This is a genomic window from Streptomyces sp. NPDC060002, from assembly GCF_042737245.1.
In the GTDB taxonomy this organism is placed as follows: Bacteria; Actinomycetota; Actinomycetes; order Streptomycetales; family Streptomycetaceae; genus Streptomyces.
Window position 1 is genome coordinate 225859 of sequence record NZ_JBHWUW010000003.1, and the last position, 20661, is coordinate 246519.

Consider the following 20661-nt stretch of genomic DNA (forward strand, 5'->3'; position numbering starts at 1 on the left):
CCACAGCGGTCCCGCAGTTCCTCACCACGTCAAGCCCTGACGGCGCAGCCTTACGCGTAGAAGCGCGACAGGCTCTGCAGCACCGCGGCCGGCTTCGCGCCCCCCTCGATCTCGATCGCCCCGTCGACGGCGATCTGCACCCCGCCCGGCACCTCCTCGACCTCCGTCAGCTTCCCGGTCAGCCGGATCCGCGAACCGACCTTGACCGGTGAGGGGAACCGCACCTTGTTCAGCCCGTAGTTGACCTTCGTCGTGACGCCCTGGACGTCCAGCAGCTCGGTGAAGAGCGGGATGAACAGGGAGAGGGTCAGGTACCCATGGGCGATCGGCGCTCCGAAGGGCCCGGCGGCCGCCCGCTCGGGATCCACATGGATCCACTGGTGGTCCCCGGTCGCGTCCGCGAACGTGTCGATGCGCTCCTGGGTGACCTCGATCCATTCGCTGGTGCCCAGGTCGCTTCCGGCCAGCTTCTTCAGCTCGTCGAGACCGTTGACGGTGATGCTCATATTCCGTTCCTCACAGGAGAGTCGTTCAGGAGTCGGTGCCGAACCGGGAGCGCACCCGGGACTTCAGGAGCTTTCCGGAGGCGGTGCGCGGGAGTTCGTCCGCCACCACCACCGACTTGGGGATCTTGTACTTGGCGAGCCGCCCGGACAGCGAGGCCAGCACCTCGTCGGGGTCCAGCGAGGCGCCCTCGCGGGGCACGACGACCGCGCGCGGCACCTCGCCCCACTTGTCGTCGGACACGCCGATGACCGCGCACTCCACGATGTCGGGGTGGGCGAGGAGCAGGTCCTCGATCTCGGCGGGGTAGATGTTCTCCCCACCGGAGATGATCATGTCCTTGATGCGGTCGACGATATGCACGTAACCGTCCTCGTCGACCCGGGCCGCGTCCCCGCTGCGGAACCAGCCGTCGGCGAAGGCGGCGGCCGTCTCCTCGGGCAGCCCCCAGTAGCCGGGCATGACGTGCGGCCCGCGGACGACGACCTCGCCGGTCTCGCCGACCTCGACGGGGGTGAGGTCGGGGCGCAGGACGCGTACGTCGCTGAAGAAGTGCGGGACGCCGGCCGAGCCCGCCTTGCTGACGGAGTGCTCGGCGTCCAGGAACAGCGTGCCGGGGGACGCCTCGGTCATCCCGTAGCCCTGGAGGAAGGTGAGCCCGCGTTCCTGGTAGGCGGCGATCAGCGGCGTCGACACCGGGGAGCCACCGCAGGTCAGGATCCGCAGACTGGACAGGTCCGCGGCCGCCCAGCGCGGGTGCCGGGCGATCTGCTCGAACATCGTCGGCACCCCGAACATGAACGTGATCCGGTGCTGTTCGATCAGGCCGAAGGTGGCCTCCGGGTCGAAGGCCTTGACCAGGACGCAGCAGCCGCCCTTGAGGAGCACCGGCAGGGTGAGCATGTTCAGGCCCGCCGTGTGGAACAACGGCGCGGAGACCAGGGCGCGTTCGTCGGCGGTCAGATCGGTGTCGACGAGGACGTTGACCGCGTTCCAGGTGAGGTTGCCGTGCGTGAGCATGGCGCCCTTGGGGCGGCCGGTCGTGCCCGAGGTGTACATGATGATGCAGGTGTCGTCCGGGGTGACCGGCGTGTCGATCGGCTCGTCGGAGGCCGCGGCGAGCTCCCTCTCGTACTCGGCGCCGACCTCGAGGTAGGTCCGGACGTCCGTGTTCCCGGGCAGTCCGGCGACCAGACCGGCGTGCGAGGGGCCGTAGACGAGCGCCTTGGCGCCGGAGTCGGCGAGCTGGTAGGCGATCTCGGGGCCGGCGAGGCGGGTGTTGAGGGGGACGAACACCGCGCCGAGGCTGCCGGCGGCGAACAGGGTCTCCAGGTAGGAGGGGTGGTTCGGGCCCAGGTAGGCGATGCGGTCGCCGCGCCGCACGCCCCGGGCGCGCAGGGCGTGGGCCAGGCGCGTGGTGCGTGTATGCAGTGTGCGATAGTCCGTCGACTGCTCACCGTGGACCAGGGCGGTGCGGTGCGGGGTCTTACGGGCCCGGCGTGCGGGCCAGGACCCCAGTCCCTCGTTGCGCATCTTCCACGCCCCTTACGGTGTGGTCAGCCCGAGCAGACGGGCGGCGTTCTCCTTGAGGATCTTCGGCTTCACCTCGTCCTTGATCGTCAGCTTGTCGAAGTCGGCGAGCCAGCGGTCGGGGGTGAGGACGGGGAAGTCGGAGCCGAAGAGGACCTTGTCCTTCAGCAGCGTGTTGGCGTACTGCACGAGCTGCGGCGGGAAGTACTTGGGCGACCAGCCGGACAGGTCGATGTGCACGCCCGGCTTGTGCGTGGCGACGGCGAGGGCCTCGTCCTGCCAGGGAAAGGACGGATGCGCCAGGATGATCTTGAGGTGCGGGAAGTCGGCCGCCACGTCGTCCACGTGCAGCGGGTTGGAGTACTTGAGCCTGATCCCGCCGCCGCCCGGGACTCCGGCGCCGATGCCCGTCTGACCGGTGTGGAACAGGGCGATGGTCCCCGTCTCCTCGATCACCTCGTACAGGTCGTACGCCACCGAGCGGTCGTTGGGGAAGAAGCCCTGGATGCTGGGGTGGAACTTGAAGCCCTTCACCCCGTACTCCTCGACCAGGCGCCGGGCCTGCTTCACGCCCGCCTTCCCCCGGAAGGGGTCGATGGAGGCGAAGGGGATGAGGACGTCGGCGTTGGCGGCGGCGGCCTCGGCGACCTCCTCGTTCGGGACGGGCGCCGTGCCGGTCGCGGACTCGGCGTCCACCGTGAAGATCACGGCGGCCATCCTCCGCTCACGGTAGTAGCGGGCCGTCTCCTCCAGGGTGGGCTTCCGCTTCCCCTCGACCTTGAAGTAGGCGGAGGAGGCGTCGTGCAGGTCGTCGTCCAGCGAGGAGTGCCCCTTGGAGGACACCTCGGCGTGGGTGTGGACGTCGATCGCGACCAGTTCGTCGACGTTCATGGACGGGGTCGCGGCGGGGGTCGTGGAGGGGCTCATCACGCCTCCGGGAACGTGGGGGCCGGGATGCCGACGGTCTGGAGCTCGGCGCCGACCGAGGTGGGGAAGACGTCGGCCAGCGTCTCGGGCGTCCAGCCGCCGTCGGCGTAGGCCGTGCGGATCTCCTGCGGATGCGACCAGAGTGCCACCTTGTCGCCGCCGATGCCGATGGCCTGGCCGGTGATGCCCCGGGCGGCCTCGGAGGCCAGGAAAGGCACCAGGGCCGCGCAGTCCTCGGGGGTGCCGAAGCCCTCGCCCTTGCGCAGGAAGTCCGGGAACGGCTCGCCGTTCTTCAGGGCCTCGACATAGGGGGCGAAGGCGGGGATGGTCTCGGTCATCGCGGTCGCGGCGACGGGGACGATCGCGTTGACGGTGATGCCCGCGCGGCCCAGCTCCATGGACCAGGTGCGGGCGAAGGCCGCGATGCCGGCCTTGGCGGCCGCGTAGTTCGTCTGGCCGAAGTTGCCCCGCTGACCGGCCGGGGAGCCGACGAGGATCAGCGTGCCGCCCTCGCCCTGCTCGCGCATCCGTACGGCGGCGGCGCGGGCGCAGGTGAAGGTGCCCTTGAGGTGGGTGGCGATCACCGCGTCGAAGTCGTCGTCGGTCATCTTCCACAGCACCTTGTCGCGCAGGATGCCCGCGTTGGTGACCAGGATGTCGAGCCGGCCGAACTCCTCCACGGCACGGTTCACCAGCCGGTCGGCGGCCTGCGTCGTCCCGACCGGGACCACCTCGGCGACCGCCCTGCCGCCGGCCGCGACGAGGGACTTCACGGCCTGCCCGGCCACGGCCTCGTCGACGTCGTTGACGACCACGGACGCGCCGCGGGCGGCCAGGGCATGGGCGTAGGCGAGGCCGAGGCCCCGGCCGCTGCCGGTGACGACGGCGACCTTGCCGGTGAGATCGATGCTGGGCACGACGGTGTCCCTTCACATGGGGTGCGCGGGGTGCTGACTACGAGATCGAAGCTAAGAGCAATAATTGTTGTCGTCAATAGTTGTTGTCGTCCTATGGGTGCGTCATGCTGGAATCCGTACGTCGAACCACCCCGGAAGGGGACCGAGCCCAGGGAGCCCGCCATCGCCCGCCAGGACAACGCAGTGAACGCCGCCCCGATCGACGCGGACGAGCCCTGGATGCGCGGGCTGCACGCGGACACGGGATACCTGCTGTACCGCCTGGGACTGCGCTCGGGTCAGCTGTTCAACACCTTCCTCCAGGAGTCGGGGGTGCGGCTGCGCCACTACGCGGTGCTGCGCTTCCTCGCCACCTGCGAGGGCGCCCTCCAGCGGGAGCTGAGCGCACGGCTCGGCTATGACCCCAGCGCGATCGTCGGCCTGGTCGACGACCTGGAGAAGCTGGGCTTCGCCGAACGCCGCCCGGCACCGGACGACCGCCGCAGCCGGATCGTCGCCCTCACCCAGGACGGCCGCGCGTTCCTGCGCGGCACCGACGAGGCGGGCCTGCGGGTGACGAACGAACTGCTGGACCCCCTGGACCCGGCCGAACGCGAGACGCTGCACAGCCTGCTGCGGCGGATCGCCGAGGACGGACTCGCCTGATGCCGTGAGGAGGACCCGATGGACCAGGGCGCCCTCGCCGTGACCGCCCGCTCCGCGCCCGGACGGCTGCTGGCCGTGCTCGCCGCGTTCGACCACACGCACCCCGCGCTGTCCCTGACCGACATCAGCCGACGCGCCGGCCTGACCCTGACGACCGCGCACCGGCTGGTGAGCGCCCTGACCGAGTGGGGCGCCCTGGAGCGGGACCCGTCCGGCCTGTACCACGTGGGGCTGCGGCTGTGGGAGGTCGCGGCACTGGCCCCGCGCGGCCTGGCGCTGCGGCAGGTCGCGCTGCCGTTCCTGGAGGACCTGTACGAAGCCACGCACGAGAACGTGCAGTTGGCGGTGCGGGACGGGTCCGAGGTGGTCTACACCGAGTGGTTGTCGGGGCGTTCGGCGGTCGGTGTGCACATCCGGGTGGGCGCCCGCTGGCCGCTGCATGTCACCGGCGTGGGGCTCGCCCTGCTGGCGCACAGCGACTTCGAACTCCAGGAGGCCTACTGCGCTGGGCCGTTGGCCGCCTACACCGCTCACACCATCACCGATCCGGTGCGGTTGCGCCGGGTGCTGGCCGAAGTCCGGCGGGCCGGCGTCGCGGTGAGCAGCCGTCAGGTCACCGAGGACGCCCTGTCGGTGGCGGCCCCGGTGCGCGGCCCGGGCGGTGCGGTGACGGCCGCCGTGTCGGTCGTCGTCCCGCACGCCGACGCACAGGTACCGGTGCTGGCACCGGCCGTACGCCTCGCGGCACGCGGGATCTCCCGGGCCCTGGGCTGGCAGCCCGACAGCCGGGGGCCCGGGTGAGTCGCCGCACCCTCCCCACGGCACACCCGAAACCCCCGCGGCACACCCGAAACCCGGTTGGTGACTCGGGGGCCCCCGGCGAGAATGCACGACCATGATGGAGATCGGTCCACTGGGCCCCGAGGACCGCGCCGCCTGGGAAGTGCTGGCGCGCGGCTACAAGGCGTTCTACCGCACGGAGGTGCCCGACGACGGGTACGAGGAGATGTGGCGACGCCTTCAGGAGGGCAGCGAGGTGCACGCCGTCGGCGCCCGGACGGACGGGAGGCTGGTGGGCATCGCCCACTACCTGTTCCACGCCTCGGCCTGGATGGCGGACAGCTGCTACCTCCAGGACCTCTATGTCGACGAGGCGGTGCGTGGCAGAGGGGTGGCACGGGCGCTGATCGAGCGGGTGGCCGAGGCGGCGCGGGAGCGGGGCGCCGCCCGGCTGTACTGGTCCACCCAGCAGCACAACACCACCGCCCGCACCCTGTACGACAAGGTGGCCGCCTTCAACGGGTTCATCCGCTACGACCACCCGCTCTCGTAGAACACCACGGGCCGGGAACGGGGACCGGCGGCGGGCGTGGGCCCGAGCCAGGCGCAGGCCGAAAGCCCGGCGTGAGCCCGAAAGCCCGGCGTGAGCTTGTGGGGCAGGTGTGGCCGGGGCGGGTCGCCCCCTCCCCCGTGCGGCGAGCCGCGGCGGTCCCCTCCCCTACGAACGAGCCCTCGCACCTTCCTCCGGCGATCCGGTGCGTGCCGGCCCCGCCGGACGAGTCCGGGGGTGTCACCCCGGTGGGCAGCAGCGCCTCTCAGGCCGTCCTCACAGGAATCTCAGGTTTCGACCCGGGGATTCAAAGGATCGCCCCATCTGGGAGGCGCAGGATGCACGCGCAAAGGTGGACAACTCAGGAAGGCGTGCCGTGGGCGTCTCGCACATATCGAACCGGTCCGAACAGCAGCCGGGGGGCTGGTCCCGGCGCGGGATCCTGGGCGTGCTCGGGGCCGTACCGGCCGTCGCGCTGACCGGGTGCAGCTCCGGGTCGGAGGACGCCTCGGAGAACACGACGACAGGGGCCGGGACGTCGGGTTCCGCGTCCACGAAGGCCTCGGCGGCCGCCAGACAGCCGGTGATCTCGGTCACCCCCGCCGACGGCACCAAGAAGGCGGCCTTCACCAGCCCCGTCGAGGTCACCGTGACCGACGGCACGCTCGCCTCCGTGAAGGTGACGGGCAACGACGGCTCGACGCTCGCGGGCTCCCTCGACGAGGCCGGGACCACATGGAAGTCCACGGCCCACCCGTACTCCGGGACGAAGTACACGGTCACCGCCCAGTTGGAGGGCGCCGACGCGCAGACGGCCACCTTCACCACCAAGTCCCCGGGCGAGACCTTCGTCGGCTACTTCACCCCCGAGGCGAACTCCACCTCCGGCGTGGGCATGCCGGTCTCGATCAACTTCTCGCACGCCGTGTCCGACAAGGCCGCCGTGGAGAAGGCGATCGCGGTGACCGCCGAGCCGGCCGTGGAGATCGTCGGACACTGGTTCAGCGACACCCGGCTGGACTTCCGGCCGAGGACGTACTGGGCGGCCGGGACGACCATCACCCTCGGGCTGCGGTTGAAGGACGTCGAGGGCTCGAATGGTGTATACGGCATGCAGTCGAAGGACGTCACGTTCCACATCGGACGCGCACAGATCAGCACCGTGGATCTGTCGAGCAAGACGATGGTGGTGAAGCGCGACGGCGCGACCCTGGCCACCTACCCCGTCTCAGGCGGCGACTCCGAGCACACCACCTGGTCCGGGATCATGGTGATCAGCGAGCGGTTCAAGCAGACCCGGATGGAGTCCTCCACCGTCGGCCTCGGCGACGAGTACGACATCTCCGACGTCCCGCACGCCCAGCGTCTGACCACCTCCGGCACCTTCATCCACGGCAACTACTGGGCCTCGACCTCGATATTCGGCAGCCAGAACACCAGCCACGGCTGCGTCGGCCTGCACGACGCCAAGGGCGCGAGCGACAGCTCGGTCGCGGGCTACGAGTACTACGTGAGCTCGATGCTCGGCGATGTGGTGATCGTCAGGAACTCGGGCGAGAAGACCGTGGAGGCGGCCAACGGCCTCAACGGCTGGAACCTCTCCTGGGCGGACTGGACCGCGGGCAGCGCGCTTTAGCACGTTTGCGTGGTTCAAGCCATGAACTTCCTTGCCCCGAGAGGACTTTCCTTGCTTTAAGTCTTGACGGCCTCCGGGACGGAGAGCACATTGGGCCCACTTTGAGAGCGCTCTCAAGCACTCTTGAGGACACCCGCGCCCATCACTCCGTACCCGAGAGGCCCACCCCCATGAGTGCAACCTCCGGCATACCCAGACGGCGACGCGCACTCGTCGCCGTGCTCAGCACCCTCGGCCTCGCGGCCGCCGCCGCGGCGGCCGTCACCCTGCCCGCGAACGCCTCCGCGCCCACGCCCCCGACCGGCTGGACGCAGGTCTTCCTCGACGACTTCACCGGCGCCTCGGGCACCGGGGTGAACACCTCCAACTGGCAGTACAGCACCGGGACTTCGTACCCCGGCGGGCCTGCCAACTGGGGCACCGGCGAGGTCGAGACGATGACCAACAGCACCGGCAACGTCTCACTCGACGGCAACGGCAACCTGCGCATCACCCCACTGCGCGACTCCGCGGGCCGCTGGACCTCGGGCCGCATCGAGACCACCCGCACCGACTTCCAGCCCCCGTCCGGCGGCAAACTGCGGGTGGAGGCCCGCATCCAGATGCCGAACGTGACCGGCACCGCCGCCGAGGGCTACTGGCCCGCGTTCTGGGCGCTCGGCGCGCCCTACCGCGGCAACTACCAGAACTGGCCGGGCGTCGGCGAGCTGGACATCATGGAGAACGTCCAGGGCCTGAACAAGGTCTGGTCGACGATGCACTGCGGCACCAACCCGGGCGGCCCGTGCAACGAGACCACCGGCATCGGCAACTCCGTCGCGTGTCCGAACACCACCTGCCAGTCCGGCTTCCACACCTACAGCATGGAGTGGGACCGCTCGGTGAGCCCCGAGGCGATCCGGTTCTACGTCGACGGCGTCAACTACCACACCGTCACGGCGAACCAGGTCGACGCGACGACATGGACCAACGCGACGAACCACGGTTACTTCGTGATCCTGAACGTCGCGATGGGCGGCGGCTTCCCGGACGCCTTCGGCGGCGGTCTGGACGGCGACACCCAGCCTGGCCACCCGATGGTGGTCGACTACGTGCAGGTACTGCAGGCCGCGGGCGGCGGGGGCGGCACCACGACTCCCCCGCCGACCGGCAGCCGTGACGCCTACGGCACGATCCAGGCCGAGTCGTACGACAGCCACTCCGGCACGGTCACCGAGACGACCACCGACACCGGCGGCGGCCAGGACATCGGCTCCCTCGCGAACGGCGACTACGCGGTGTACAAGGGCGTCACCTTCGGTTCCTCGGCGGCGACCCAGTTCAGCGCGCGGGTCGCCGGCGGTGCGGCCGGCGGGGTCAGCGGGCTGGTCGAGGTACGTCTCGACAGCCGTACCGCCACGCCCGTCGGCAGCTTCGCGGTGGCCAACACCGGCGGCTGGCAGTCATGGCGGACGATCCCGGCGAACATCAGCTCCGTCACCGGGACCCACGACGTCTATCTGACCTTCACCAGCGGCCAGCCCGCGGACTTCGTGAACGTCAACTGGTTCACCTTCGGCCACTGACCGAGGGCCGCGCGGCGCCGGGCGGTCGACCTGTGGACACAGGTCGGCTCCCGGCGCCGCGGGTGCGACGAGCGCGACCTGCCGCCGAGACGTTCAGCCGCGGCCGCGGCCGCGGCTCGTCGCGGACCCGTACGAGGGCCGCTACGTGAGGAAGGGCGCCGCCCCGGTCTGACACCCTCGGTCGAAACGCACCCCGGTCGCCTCAGCGCAGTTCCGCGCGAAAGGCCACCGGGGTGTTTCCCGTGTGCAGTTGGAAGAACTTGGAGAAGTTCGCCGGGTCGGGAAAGCCCACCGCCGCACCGACCCGGCCGATCGGCAGGTCCGTGTGGGCCAGGAGCCGCTTCGCCTCCAGGACGACACGCTTGTCGATGAAGCCCTTGGGCGTCTCGCCGGTGGCGGCGCGGACCGCGCGCACGAGGGTACGGCGGGAGTAGCCGAGCGCGTCGGCGTAGGCGCTGACGCTGTGGTTGGTGGCGAAGTCCCGCTCCACGGCGTCCCGGAAGAGCGTGAACGTGGTGTCGGCCCGGCTGCGCGCCGCCTCCGCGCTGCTCGCCGCGAGGTGCGCCAGCCGCAGCAGGAACGCGGTGAGGGAGTGCCGCAGCACCGCCGTGTGCAGACTCAGGGGCAGCGTGCCGTCGGCGCCGCCGTCGTCGTACTCCCCGCGCAGATACGTCAGTGCCGCGCGCAGGCCCGCGAGCTGGCGCCCGTCCGGGTGCAGCAGCGGCGGCACGTCGTAGCGGTACAGGCCCGCGGCCTCGACGGTGGCGCGGGGCAGAAAACCGGGCTGCATGGTCAGGACCGTTCCGCGGTACCCGCTCGACTGCGAGAAACGGTGGACCTGCCCCGGGCGGATCCACAGCACGTCGCCGGCCCTCGCCTCGTGCTCGGCGAAGTCGATCATGTGGCGGACGGGGCCGTCGTCGAAGAGCATCACCACGTGGAAGTCGATGCGGTGCACACGGTCCAGCGGTGCGTCGGTGTGCCAGGTGCGGCCGGTGCCCATCGGGCCCACCTGCATGCCGACGCCGCCGACGCTGAGTTCGACGGGAAAGGGAAAGGTCCTGATGCCCTCACCGGTGCCGTCTTGGGTACTTGTGTCCACCATGTCCTGTCCGTGCCGCCCAGTTGCCGCTCCGTGGCGCTCATGTGTCGCCGACGGGTGTCCCACTTTCACCACAGGCTGACACAGGGAGACCTTCCTTCGTAAAAGTCAGACTTTTAGGTTTGAACACAGAAGAGCAGCAGACCCCCTCCTATCGAGGATTTCTTGAAGATGAGCACGCAGACACCGAACAACTTCGAGTGGACCGAACTTGACCGGCGTGCCGTCGACACCGCACGCCTTCTCGCGGCGGATGCCGTGCAGCAGGTGGGCAACGGCCACCCCGGAACGGCCATGAGCCTGGCCCCGGTCGCGTACACGATCTTTCAGAAGGTGATGCGACACGACCCGGCGGACCCCGAGTGGACGGGTCGCGACCGCTTCGTCCTGTCTCCCGGCCACACCTCGCTGACCCTCTACACCCAGCTCTTCCTCTCCGGCTACGAGCTGGAGCTGGAGGACCTGAAGAGCTTCCGTACGCACGGCTCGAAGACGCCCGGCCATCCGGAGTACGGGCACACCGCCGGCGTCGAGACGACGACCGGACCGCTCGGCCAGGGCGTCGCCAACGCCGTCGGCATGGCCATGGCCGCCCGCTACGAGCGCGGTCTGTTCGACCCCGACGCCCCGCGGGGCGAGTCCCCGTTCGACCACACGGTCTGGGGCATCGTCTCCGACGGCGACCTGGAGGAGGGCGTCTCCGCCGAGGCCTCCTCGCTCGCCGGCCACCAGAAGCTCGGCAACCTCGTCTTCGTCTACGACGACAACCACATCTCCATCGAGGGCGACACCGCCACCGCCTTCTCCGAGGACGTGCTGAAGCGGTACGAGGCCTACGGCTGGCACACGCAGCGCGTCGAGCCGACCGAGGACGGCGACGTCGACGTCCCCGCCCTGTACGCGGCCCTGAAGGCGGCGCAGGCCGAGACCGGACGCCCTTCGATCATCTCGCTGCGCACGATCATCGCCTGGCCCGCGCCGAACGCCCGCAACACCGAGGCCTCCCACGGCTCGGCCCTCGGCGCGGAGGAGATCGCCGCCACCAAGCGGCTCCTCGGATTCGACCCGGAGCAGAGCTTCGAGGTCTCGGGCGAGGTCCTCGCGCACACCCGCGCCGCCCTCGACCGGGGCGCGCAGGCCCACGCGGTCTGGGACAAGCAACTGGAGAAGTGGCGCGGCGCCGACCCCGGGCGCGCCCAGCTGTTCGACCGGGTCCTGGCAGGTCAGCTGCCCGAGGGCTGGGAGGACGCGCTGCCGGTGTTCGAGCCCGGCAAGCCGGTCGCCACCCGCGCCGCCTCCGGCAAGGTGCTCCAGTCGCTGGGGGCGGTCCTGCCCGAGCTGTGGGGCGGCTCCGCCGACCTGGCCGGCTCCAACAACACCACCATCGACAAGACCTCCTCCTTCCTCCCCGAGGGCAACCCGCTGCCCGGGGCGAGCCCGTACGGCCGTACGGTCCACTTCGGCATCCGCGAGTTCTCGATGGCCGCGGAGATGAACGGCATCGCGCTGCACGGCAACACCCGCGTCTACGGCGGCACCTTCCTGGTGTTCTCCGACTACATGCGCAACGCCGTCCGGATGTCGGCGCTGATGCAGCTGCCGGTGACCTACGTGTGGACGCACGACTCCGTCGGTCTCGGCGAGGACGGCCCCACCCACCAGCCGGTCGAGCACCTGGCCTCGCTCCGTGCCATCCCGGGCCTGAACGTCGTCCGCCCGGCCGACGCCAACGAGACGGCGATCGCCTGGGCCGAGATCCTGAAGCGGCACGCCACCCGGCCGGCCCCGCACGGTCTGGCCCTCACCCGTCAGGGCGTGCCGACGTACGCGCCGGACCCGGACGCGGCGAAGGGCGGTTACGTCCTGGTGGACTCCTCGACCGCGACCCCCGACGTCGTCCTCGTCGCCACCGGCTCCGAGGTGCAGCTGGCCGTCGCCGCGCGCGAGACGCTCGAGGCCGAGGGCGTCGGCGCGCGGGTGGTGTCGATGCCGTCCGTGGAGTGGTTCGAGGAGCAACCGCGCGAGTACCGCGACCGCGTCCTGCCGCCGGCGGTGAAGGCCCGCGTCGCGGTCGAGGCGGGCATCGGCCTCACCTGGCACCGGTTCGTGGGGGACGCCGGACGCATCGTCTCCCTCGAGCACTTCGGCGCCTCCGCCGACGCCGACACCCTGTTCGCCGAGTACGGCTTCACCGCCGAGAACGTCGCCGCCGCGGCCCGGGAATCCCTCTCCGCCGCGCGTGGCTGATCCGACCGCCAGAAAGAAGATGATCGAAGTGACCGAAGCAACCGCGACCGCGGGAGCACTGGACCGCCTCTCCGCCGAGGGCGTCTCCATCTGGCTGGACGACCTGTCACGCGAGCGGATCGCCTCCGGCAACCTCGCCGAACTCGTCGAGACGAAGAACGTCGTCGGCGTCACCACCAACCCGTCCATCTTCCAGGCCGCGATCGGCTCCGGCGAGGGTTACGAGGAGCAGCTCGCCGACCTGGCGGTGCGGGGTGTCACGGTCGACGAGGCCGTACGGATGATGACGACGGCCGATGTGCGGGCCGCAGCCGATATTCTGCATTCTGTATACACGGCTACGGGTGGTCGTGACGGCCGGGTCTCGATCGAGGTCGACCCCCGTCTGGCCCATCACACCGCCGCCACCGTCGCCGAGGCCAAGCAGCTCGCCTGGCTCGTCGACCGCCCCAACGTGATGATCAAGATTCCGGCGACGCGGGCCGGTCTCCCGGCGATCACCGAGGTCGTCGGCCTCGGCATCAGCGTCAACGTCACGCTGATCTTCTCGCTGGAGCGCTACCGCGAGGTCGTCGACGCCTATCTGGCGGGCCTGGAGAAGGCCGCCGCCAAGGGCCTGGACCTGTCCACGATCCACTCGGTGGCCTCCTTCTTCGTCTCCCGCGTCGACTCAGAGATCGACAAGCGGCTCACCGCGCTCGGCACCGACACGGCCCGCACGCTGAAGGGAAGGGCGGCGCTCGCCAACGCGCGGCTGGCCTACGAGGCGTACGAGGAGGTCTTCGCGGGCGACCGCTGGACCGCGCTCGCCGGGGCCGGGGCGAACGAGCAGCGTCCGCTGTGGGCATCCACCGGTGTGAAGGATCCTGCATACAAGGACACGCTGTACGTGGACGATCTGGTCGCACCGGGCACGGTCAACACCATGCCCGAGGCCACGCTGAACGCCACCGCCGACCACGGCGACATCACCGGTGACACGGTCACCGGCGGCTACGCCCAGGCGCATGCCGACCTCGCCGCCGTCGAGGCGCTCGGCATCTCCTACGACGAGGTCGTCACCCAGTTGGAGGACGAGGGTGTCGCCAAGTTCGCGGTGGCGTGGCAGGACCTTCTGGACGCGGTCACGAAGTCGCTGATGAGCAAGGGAGTTGACGCGGAATGAGCACCAGCAGTCTCGGCGCGGCCTGGGAGAACCCCCTGCGGGACGTCGGCGACCGGCGCCTGCCCCTCATCGCGGGCCCCTCCGGCCTCGTCATCTTCGGCGTGACCGGCGACCTGTCCCGCAAGAAGCTGATGCCGGCGGTCTACGACCTCGCCAACCGCGGTCTGCTCCCGCCGGGCTTCTCGCTCGTCGGCTTCGCCCGCCGCGACTGGGAGGACCAGGACTTCGCGCAGGTCGTCCACGACGCGGTGCGCGAGCACTCCCGCACGCCGTTTCGCGAGGAGGTCTGGCAGCAGCTCGCCGAGGGCATGCGGTTCGTCCCCGGCGACTTCGACGACGACACGGCGTTCAAGCAGCTGCGTGACGCGGTCGAGGAGCTGGACTCCTCCCGCGGCACGGGCGGCAACTTCGCCTTCTATCTCTCCGTACCGCCGAAGTTCTTCCCCAAGGTCGTCGAGCAGCTCAAGAAGCACGGGCTGGCCAGGGGGCCGGAGGGTTCCTGGCGGCGGGCGGTCATCGAGAAGCCCTTCGGGCACGACCTGGCCAGCGCGCAGGAACTGAACGCGGTCGTGCACGACGTGTTCGAGCCGGACCAGGTGTTCCGCATCGACCACTACCTGGGCAAGGAGACCGTCCAGAACATCCTGGCGCTGCGCTTCGCCAACACCATGTTCGAGCCGATCTGGAACCGGTCGTACGTCGACCATGTGCAGATCACGATGGCCGAGGACATCGGCATCGGCGGCCGGGCCGGCTACTACGACGGCATCGGTGCCGCCCGTGACGTCATCCAGAACCACCTGCTCCAGCTCATGGCCCTCACGGCCATGGAGGAGCCCGCCGCCTTCGACGCGAACGCGCTGCTCACCGAGAAGCTCAAGGTGCTCAGGGCCGTGAAACTGCCGGAGGAGCTGGGCAGGCACACCGTGCGCGGGCAGTACGCGGGCGCCTGGCAGGGCGGCCAGAAGGTGCCCGGCTATCTGGAGGAGGACGGCATCGACCCGGTCTCCACGACGGACACGTACGCCGCCGTGAGGCTGAACGTCGACAACCGCCGCTGGGCGGGCGTGCCGTTCTACCTGCGGACCGGCAAGCGCCTCGGCCGCCGGGTCACCGAGATCGCGGTCGTCTTCCAGCGCGCTCCGCACTCCCCCTTCGACGCCACCGCGACCGAGGAGCTCGGCGCGAACGCCATCGTCATCCGCGTCCAGCCGGACGAGGGCATCACGGTGCGGTTCGGCTCCAAGGTGCCGGGCACCTCGATGGAGATCCGGGACGTCACGATGGACTTCGCCTACGGCGAGTCCTTCACCGAGTCCAGCCCGGAGGCGTACGAGCGCCTCATCCTGGATGTGCTCCTCGGCGACGCCAACCTGTTCCCCCGCCACCAGGAAGTGGAAGAGTCCTGGAAGATCCTCGACCCGATCGAGGAGTACTGGGCACGGCACGGCAAGCCCGCGCAGTACGCCTCGGGCAGCTGGGGACCCGAGGAAGCCGACGAGATGCTCGCACGAGACGGACGGAGCTGGCGCAGGCCATGAAGATCGACCTGGACGACACCACGGCAAGCAAGATCAACAAGGCGCTGGTGCAGGGTCGCCGCGCCATCGGCACACCGGCCGTGGGCATGGTCCTGACGATGGTCATCGTCACGGACGAGGAGAACGCCTACGACTCGATCAAGGCGGCCGAGGAGGCCTCGCACGAGCACCCCTCGCGCACCCTGGTCGTCATCAAGCGGCATGCCCGCAGCCCGCGCGACCGCACCAACTCCCACCTCGACGCCGAGGTCCGGGTGGGTGCCGACGCGGGCACCGGCGAGACGGTCATCCTGCGGACGTACGGGGAGGTGTCCGACCACGCCGACTCCGTCGTCCTGCCGCTGCTGCTGCCGGACGCCCCGGTCGTCGTGTGGTGGCCGGTGGACGCGCCGGTGAACCCCGCCAAGGACCCGCTGGGCGCCCTCGCGCAGCGCAGGATCACCGACATGTACGCCGTCGAGCGGCCGCTGACGGCGCTGGCGGCGCGCGTGAAGTCGTACGCGCCCGGCGACACCGACCTCGCCTGGACCCGGCTCACCCCGTGGCGCTCGATGCTCGCGGCGGCACTGGACCAGGCCCAGGTGCCGATCACCTCGGCGGCCGTCGAGAGCGAGGCCGACAACCCCAGCGCCGAGCTGCTCGCGCGCTGGCTGGAGGCCCGGCTGAACGTCACCGTCGACCGGGTCGTCACCCCGGGACCGGTCGTCACGGCCGTCCGGCTCGGCACCGCGAACGGCGAGATCGTCATCGACCGCCCCGAGGGCCCGCTCGCCACGCTGACCCTGCCCGGCCAGCCCTCGCGCACCCTCGCGCTGAAGGTCCGCGCCACCTCCGAACTCATCGCCGAGGAGCTCAGGCGCCTCGACGCGGACGAGATGTACGCCATCGCCCTGCGCGGCGAGGGCACCAAGGAGACCCCCTCCCATGTCTGACACCCCCCGGCTCGACCAGCGGCCCGAGTGGACCGCGCTGAAGGACCACCGCGCCCGGTGGCAGACACCTCTGCGGGAGCTGTTCGCGGCGGACCCGGAGCGCGCGGAGCGGTACGTGGTGCGCGTCGGCGACCTGCGCATCGACTTCTCCAAGAACCTGGTCACCGACGAGACGCTCGCCCTGCTGCGCGAACTCGCCGCCGCCACCGACGTGTTCGGGCTGCGCGACGCCATGTTCCGCGGCGAGAAGATCAACATCACCGAGGACCGAGCGGTCCTGCACACCGCGCTGCGGGCCCCCGCGGACGCCGTGGTCGAGGTCGACGGCGAGAACGTCGTGCCCCAGGTCCACGCCGTCCTGGCCAGGATGAGCGGCTTCGCCGAGCGTGTGCGCTCCGGCGAGTGGACCGGTCACACGGGCCGCCGTATCCGCAATGTCGTCAACATCGGCATCGGCGGCTCCGACCTCGGGCCGGCGATGGCGTACGAGACGCTGCGGGCCTACACGGACCGCTCGCTGACCTTCCGGTTCGTCTCCAACGTCGACGGCGCCGATCTCCACGAGGCGGTCCACGGCCTGGATCCCGCCGAGACGCTGTTCGTCGTCGCCTCCAAGACCTTCACCACGATCGAGACGATCACCAACGCCACCTCGGCCCGCACCTGGCTGCTGAAGGGTCTGGGCGGTGAGGAGAAGGCGGTCGCGAAGCACTTCGTCGCGCTGTCCACGAACGCCGAGAAGGTCGCGGACTTCGGCATCGACACGGCCAACATGTTCGAGTTCTGGGACTGGGTCGGCGGCCGCTACTCCTTCGACTCGGCGATCGGCCTGTCGCTGATGATCGCCATCGGCCCGGAGCGGTTCCGAGAGCTGCTCGACGGGTTCAGGATCGTCGACGACCACTTCCGGACCGCGCCCGCCGAGTCCAACGCCCCACTGATCCTGGGCCTGTTGGGCATCTGGTACGGCAACTTCTTCGACGCGCAGTCGCACGCCGTACTCCCCTACAGCCACTACCTCTCGAAGTTCACCGCCTACCTCCAGCAGCTCGACATGGAGTCCAACGGCAAGTCGGTGGACCGCGAGGGCCGGCCCGTGCGGTGGCAGACCGGGCCCGTGGTGTGGGGCACCCCGGGCACCAACGGGCAGCACGCCTACTACCAGTTGATCCACCAGGGCACGAAGCTGATCCCGGCCGACCTGATCGGCTTCGCCCGACCGCTCGACGAGCTGAGCGGCGAACTCAAGGCACAGCACGACCTGTTGATGGCCAACCTGTTCGCGCAGGGGCAGGCGCTCGCCTTCGGCAAGACCGCCGAGGAGGTCCGGTCGGAGGGCGTGCCCGAGGAGCAGGTGGCGCACCGCACCTTCCAGGGCAACCACCCCACCACCACGATCCTCAGCCCCGAGCTGACCCCCTCGGTGCTCGGTCAGCTCATCGCCCTCTACGAGCACAAGGTGTTCGTGCAGGGCGCCGTGTGGGACATCGACTCCTTCGACCAGTGGGGCGTGGAGCTCGGCAAGGTGCTCGCCAAGCGCGTCGAACCCGCCCTCACGGAAGGCGCCGAGGTCCCCGGCCTCGATCCCTCCACCGCCGCTCTCGTCGCCGCCTACCGCGAACTCAGGAAGTAGTGAACTGACATGACATCGATCCAGCTGGGCCTGATCGGTCTCGGCAAGATGGGCGGCAACATGCGCGAGCGCATCCGCCGCGCCGGCCACACCGTCATCGGATACGACCGCAACCCCGAGGTCTCCGACGTCAGCGATCTCGCCGAACTCGTCGACAAGCTCGAAGCGCCGCGCACCGTCTGGGTGATGGTCCCGGCCGGCGCGGCCACCCAGTCCGTCATCGACGAGCTCGGCGGACTGCTCCAGAGCGGCGACACGGTCGTCGACGGCGGCAACTCCCGCTGGACGGACGACGAGAAGCACGCCGAGGAGCTCGGCGCCAAGGGCATCGGCTTCGTCGACGCCGGTGTGTCCGGCGGCGTCTGGGGCCTGCAGAACGGCTACGCCCTGATGGTCGGCGGCGAAGCCGAGCACGTCGCCAGGGTGCAGCCGATCTTCGACGCGCTCAAGCCGGAGGGACCGTACGGCTACGTCCACGCGGGCAAGGTGGGCGCCGGGCACTTCTCGAAGATGGTCCACAACGGCATCGAGTACGCCATGATGCAGGCGTACGCCGAGGGCTGGGAGCTCCTCGAGAAGGTGGACTCCGTGGAGAACGTGCGCGAGGTCTTCCGGTCCTGGCAGGAGGGGACCGTCATCCGGTCCTGGCTGCTCGACCTGGCCGTCAACGCCCTCGACGAGGACGTGCACCTCGACAAGCTGCGCGGCTACGCGGAGGACTCCGGCGAGGGCCGCTGGACGGTCGAGGCCGCCATCGACAACGCCGTACCGCTGCCCGCCATCACGGCGTCCCTCTTCGCGCGGTTCGCCTCCCGCCAGGAGGACTCGCCCCAGATGAAGATGATCGCGGCGCTGCGCAACCAGTTCGGCGGCCACGCCGTCGAGTCGGCGAAGAAGTAGGCCCGGCCGTGGGGGATCTGCTGCTGGTCCGCCACGGGGAGACGGAGTGGAGCCTGTCGGGACAGCACACCAGCTTCACCGACCTGCCTCTCACCGGACACGGTGAGGAGCAGGCCAAGTCGCTCGCTCCGCTCCTCTGCGGCCGGACCCTCTCGCTCGCCCTGACCAGCCCGCTGCACCGCGCGACACGCACCGCCGAACTCGCCGGCATCACCGGCGCCCTGCCCGAACCCGACCTGCACGAATGGAACTACGGCGGCTACGAGGGCGTCACCAGCGACGAGATACACCGCACCCGTCCCGCCTGGGACCTGTGGACCGACGGCGTACCTCCCGGCCCGGACGGTCGCCCCGGCGAGTCGCCCGAGGAGATCGGCCGGCGCGCCGACCGGGTGCTGGCCCGGGTGGACACCGCGCTGGCGCGCGACGACGGTGACGTCGTCCTCGTCGCCCACTCCCATTTCCTGCGGGTGCTGACGGCTCGTCGGCTCGGCCTGCCGCCCGCCGAGGGACGGTTGTTCCAGCTGGCCACGGCCACGCTGAGTCGTCTGTCGACGGAGCACGGGCGGCCCGTGATCGCCGAATGGAACGTACGGGCATAGGCGGTTGACACCGCTCGGCAAGGCCCGCCAGAGTCGCGGCTGATGGAGATCAACGATCTGACACCGGCCGAACGGCGACTCTGGCGGGCCTTCGCCACGGGGGCGGCCGTGGACTTCCGGGCGCAGGGCGAGGAGTACGGCCCCGAACGCAGCGTGCGGGCCGCGGTGTTGCGGGCTCTGCTGCTCAACGGCCCCCGTGAACCTGGGGAGATAGCCGCCCTCAAGCTCGCCGGCGCGCGCGTCACCGGTCTGCTCGACCTGCGGCACGCGGTCGTCGACAGCATGTTCCGCCTGGTCCACTGCCGCTTCGACGAGGCTCCGCGGCTCGTCGGCGCCCAGCTCAACTACGTCAGCCTGCGCGACTCCGAGCTGCCCGGTCTGGACGCGTCGCACACCCGGATCGACGGGGGGCTACGGCTGACCCGCTGCCGTATCGGCGGCCCCGTGCACCTCAGCAGAGCGCAGATCTCGGGTGCGTTGTACCTCGACGGGGCGGAGGTCACCTCGACGGACCCCGCCCAGCCCGTCCTCCAGCTCAACCAGGTCTCCATCGACGACGACCTCTGCGCCCGCGGTCTGCGCACCCAGGGCCTGATCCGGCTCGACGGCGCCTCCGTCACCGGCTCGATCGACCTGGAGGACGCCGAACTGAACAACCCCGGCGCGCAGGTGCTGAGCGCGGAGTCCCTCGACGTGGGGGCCAACCTGCTGGGCCGGCGGCTGCGCGCGCACGGCCGGATCGATCTGCGCGGCTCCCGCGTCCCCGGCCGGGTGGACCTGCTGCGCTCCCGCCTGTCCAACCCGGGCGGCACCGCGCTGCGGGCCAGCAGCTGCGTCATAGGGGAACTCTGGCTGCGCGAGGGCGCCCCGGTCCAGGGCCGGCTCAATCTGCGGCGCGCCGAGGTGGGCCAGCTCCAACTGGAGCCGGAGATGCTCCCCGACCAGGTGCGGCTGCTGGACCTCACCTACACCTTCCTCACCCCGCACGAGCCCGCCGAGCGGCGGCTGCCGATGCTGGAGCGCGACGACGGGGCGTTCGACCCGCACGCCTACGAGCAGCTGACGGCCGCCTACCGGCGCATCGGCGACGATCGCGCGGCCCGGGTGGTGCAGCTGGCCAAGCAGCGCCGGCATCGCGGCACCCTGCCCTGGTACGGCCGGGTGTGGGGCCACCTCCAGGACGCGGCCGTCGGCTACGGGTTCCGCCCGCTGCGCGCGGCCGTCTGGCTGCTGTCCCTGCTGGCCGTCGGCTCGATCGCCTACGCCGGGCACCACCCGCCCCCGCTCAAGGCGGGCGAGGCACCCGACTTCAACCCGGTCTTCTACACCCTCGACCTGCTGCTGCCCGTGATCTCCTTCGGACAGGAGAGCGCGTTCGCGCCGAGAGGCTGGTACCAGTCCCTGTCGTACGTCCTCATCGTGACCGGCTGGATCCTGGCCACGACGGTCGTCGCCGGTGTGACCAGGACGGTCAGCCGGCAGTAG

The 20661-nt window shown here is 70.5% G+C and carries 18 protein-coding genes; 13 read left to right on the forward strand and 5 right to left on the reverse strand.

Features of this window, described 5'->3' with window-relative positions; genetic code table 11:
• Nucleotides 1-50: 50 nt before the first annotated feature.
• Genes ACFWBD_RS04775 through ACFWBD_RS04790 form a run of 4 tightly spaced genes read right to left on the reverse strand, consistent with a single transcriptional unit; the run spans nucleotide 51 to nucleotide 3878 of the window.
• Nucleotides 51-506 (reverse strand): MaoC family dehydratase, encoded by a 456-nt coding sequence (locus tag ACFWBD_RS04775; protein ID WP_385662649.1) that lies wholly within the window; start codon nucleotides 504-506, stop codon nucleotides 51-53.
• Nucleotides 507-531: 25 nt separating this feature from the next.
• The gene (locus tag ACFWBD_RS04780) at nucleotides 532-2037 is read right to left on the reverse strand and encodes a long-chain fatty acid--CoA ligase (protein WP_385662652.1); all 1506 of its coding nucleotides are present in this window, start codon (nucleotides 2035-2037) and stop codon (nucleotides 532-534) included.
• A gap of 12 nt (nucleotides 2038-2049) precedes the next feature.
• Nucleotides 2050-2925: an amidohydrolase family protein gene (locus tag ACFWBD_RS04785; RefSeq protein WP_385662879.1), complete on the reverse strand. Its 876-nt coding sequence runs from the start codon at nucleotides 2923-2925 to the stop codon at nucleotides 2050-2052.
• A gap of 35 nt (nucleotides 2926-2960) precedes the next feature.
• On the reverse strand, nucleotides 2961-3878 hold the full coding sequence (locus tag ACFWBD_RS04790; protein WP_385662655.1) for an SDR family NAD(P)-dependent oxidoreductase: 918 nt from the start codon (nucleotides 3876-3878) through the stop codon (nucleotides 2961-2963).
• A gap of 219 nt (nucleotides 3879-4097) precedes the next feature.
• On the opposite strand from ACFWBD_RS04790, the gene ACFWBD_RS04795 reads away from it, so the two are divergent.
• The 5 genes from ACFWBD_RS04795 (at nucleotide 4098) to ACFWBD_RS04815 (ending at nucleotide 9054) form a co-directional block, all read left to right on the forward strand.
• Nucleotides 4098-4523 carry a MarR family winged helix-turn-helix transcriptional regulator gene (locus tag ACFWBD_RS04795; protein WP_385662881.1) on the forward strand — a complete coding sequence of 142 codons (426 nt, stop codon included), beginning with the start codon at nucleotides 4098-4100 and terminating at the stop codon, nucleotides 4521-4523.
• Nucleotides 4524-4541: 18 nt separating this feature from the next.
• Nucleotides 4542-5324, forward strand: coding sequence for an IclR family transcriptional regulator (locus ACFWBD_RS04800; RefSeq protein ID WP_385662658.1), 783 nt, complete (start codon nucleotides 4542-4544; stop codon nucleotides 5322-5324).
• A 94-nt stretch (nucleotides 5325-5418) separates the two neighbouring features.
• The gene (locus ACFWBD_RS04805; protein WP_385662660.1) at nucleotides 5419-5856 is read left to right on the forward strand and encodes a GNAT family N-acetyltransferase; all 438 of its coding nucleotides are present in this window, start codon (nucleotides 5419-5421) and stop codon (nucleotides 5854-5856) included.
• A gap of 373 nt (nucleotides 5857-6229) precedes the next feature.
• Complete coding sequence (locus tag ACFWBD_RS04810) at nucleotides 6230-7489, forward strand: Ig-like domain-containing protein (RefSeq protein WP_385662663.1); 1260 nt, start codon at nucleotides 6230-6232, stop codon at nucleotides 7487-7489.
• Nucleotides 7490-7659: 170 nt separating this feature from the next.
• On the forward strand, nucleotides 7660-9054 hold the full coding sequence (locus ACFWBD_RS04815; protein WP_385662665.1) for a glycoside hydrolase family 16 protein: 1395 nt from the start codon (nucleotides 7660-7662) through the stop codon (nucleotides 9052-9054).
• Between the two features lie 202 nt (nucleotides 9055-9256).
• Here ACFWBD_RS04815 and ACFWBD_RS04820 read toward each other — a convergent pair whose 3' ends face one another.
• Nucleotides 9257-10159 (reverse strand): helix-turn-helix domain-containing protein, encoded by a 903-nt coding sequence (locus tag ACFWBD_RS04820; protein ID WP_385662668.1) that lies wholly within the window; start codon nucleotides 10157-10159, stop codon nucleotides 9257-9259.
• Nucleotides 10160-10327: 168 nt separating this feature from the next.
• Here ACFWBD_RS04820 and tkt point away from each other — a divergent pair, with 168 nt between their 5' ends.
• Genes tkt through ACFWBD_RS04860 form a run of 8 tightly spaced genes read left to right on the forward strand, consistent with a single transcriptional unit; the run spans nucleotide 10328 to nucleotide 20661 of the window.
• Nucleotides 10328-12403, forward strand: a complete 2076-nt coding sequence (gene tkt / locus ACFWBD_RS04825; protein ID WP_385662671.1) for a transketolase — start codon at nucleotides 10328-10330, stop codon at nucleotides 12401-12403.
• A gap of 19 nt (nucleotides 12404-12422) precedes the next feature.
• The gene (gene tal / locus ACFWBD_RS04830; protein ID WP_385662674.1) at nucleotides 12423-13568 is read left to right on the forward strand and encodes a transaldolase; all 1146 of its coding nucleotides are present in this window, start codon (nucleotides 12423-12425) and stop codon (nucleotides 13566-13568) included.
• Entirely contained in the window at nucleotides 13565-15109 is a 1545-nt protein-coding gene (gene zwf, locus ACFWBD_RS04835; RefSeq protein ID WP_385662676.1) for a glucose-6-phosphate dehydrogenase, read from the forward strand. Before tal ends, zwf begins: the two co-directional genes overlap by 4 nt.
• Nucleotides 15106-16041, forward strand: a complete 936-nt coding sequence (gene opcA / locus ACFWBD_RS04840) for a glucose-6-phosphate dehydrogenase assembly protein OpcA (RefSeq protein ID WP_351759817.1) — start codon at nucleotides 15106-15108, stop codon at nucleotides 16039-16041. Before zwf ends, opcA begins: the two co-directional genes overlap by 4 nt.
• A complete protein-coding gene (gene pgi, locus ACFWBD_RS04845) occupies nucleotides 16034-17674 on the forward strand; it encodes a glucose-6-phosphate isomerase (protein WP_385662679.1) in 1641 nt (546 codons plus the stop codon). The genes opcA and pgi overlap by 8 nt, the downstream gene beginning before the upstream one ends.
• Before the next feature lie 18 nt (nucleotides 17675-17692).
• The gene (gnd, locus tag ACFWBD_RS04850) at nucleotides 17693-18574 is read left to right on the forward strand and encodes a phosphogluconate dehydrogenase (NAD(+)-dependent, decarboxylating) (protein ID WP_385662884.1); all 882 of its coding nucleotides are present in this window, start codon (nucleotides 17693-17695) and stop codon (nucleotides 18572-18574) included.
• A gap of 8 nt (nucleotides 18575-18582) precedes the next feature.
• Nucleotides 18583-19176, forward strand: a complete 594-nt coding sequence (locus ACFWBD_RS04855; protein ID WP_385662682.1) for a histidine phosphatase family protein — start codon at nucleotides 18583-18585, stop codon at nucleotides 19174-19176.
• Nucleotides 19177-19218: 42 nt separating this feature from the next.
• Complete coding sequence (locus tag ACFWBD_RS04860) at nucleotides 19219-20661, forward strand: membrane-associated oxidoreductase (RefSeq protein ID WP_385662685.1); 1443 nt, start codon at nucleotides 19219-19221, stop codon at nucleotides 20659-20661.

Excerpts from the sequence above, each read along its gene's own strand:
- ACFWBD_RS04775 (WP_385662649.1), bottom strand. The coding sequence starts at position 506 with ATGAGCATCACCGTCAACGGTCTCGACGAGCTGAAGAAGCTGGCCGGA.
- ACFWBD_RS04780 (WP_385662652.1), bottom strand. The coding sequence starts at position 2,037 with ATGCGCAACGAGGGACTGGGGTCCTGGCCCGCACGCCGGGCCCGTAAG.
- ACFWBD_RS04785 (WP_385662879.1), bottom strand. The coding sequence starts at position 2,925 with ATGAACGTCGACGAACTGGTCGCGATCGACGTCCACACCCACGCCGAG.
- ACFWBD_RS04795 (WP_385662881.1), top strand. The coding sequence starts at position 4,098 with ATGCGCGGGCTGCACGCGGACACGGGATACCTGCTGTACCGCCTGGGA.
- ACFWBD_RS04800 (WP_385662658.1), top strand. The coding sequence starts at position 4,542 with ATGGACCAGGGCGCCCTCGCCGTGACCGCCCGCTCCGCGCCCGGACGG.
- ACFWBD_RS04805 (WP_385662660.1), top strand. The coding sequence starts at position 5,419 with ATGATGGAGATCGGTCCACTGGGCCCCGAGGACCGCGCCGCCTGGGAA.
- ACFWBD_RS04815 (WP_385662665.1), top strand. The coding sequence starts at position 7,660 with ATGAGTGCAACCTCCGGCATACCCAGACGGCGACGCGCACTCGTCGCC.
- ACFWBD_RS04820 (WP_385662668.1), bottom strand. The coding sequence starts at position 10,159 with ATGGTGGACACAAGTACCCAAGACGGCACCGGTGAGGGCATCAGGACC.
- tkt (WP_385662671.1), top strand. The coding sequence starts at position 10,328 with ATGAGCACGCAGACACCGAACAACTTCGAGTGGACCGAACTTGACCGG.
- tal (WP_385662674.1), top strand. The coding sequence starts at position 12,423 with ATGATCGAAGTGACCGAAGCAACCGCGACCGCGGGAGCACTGGACCGC.
- zwf (WP_385662676.1), top strand. The coding sequence starts at position 13,565 with ATGAGCACCAGCAGTCTCGGCGCGGCCTGGGAGAACCCCCTGCGGGAC.
- opcA (WP_351759817.1), top strand. The coding sequence starts at position 15,106 with ATGAAGATCGACCTGGACGACACCACGGCAAGCAAGATCAACAAGGCG.
- pgi (WP_385662679.1), top strand. The coding sequence starts at position 16,034 with ATGTCTGACACCCCCCGGCTCGACCAGCGGCCCGAGTGGACCGCGCTG.
- ACFWBD_RS04860 (WP_385662685.1), top strand. The coding sequence starts at position 19,219 with ATGGAGATCAACGATCTGACACCGGCCGAACGGCGACTCTGGCGGGCC.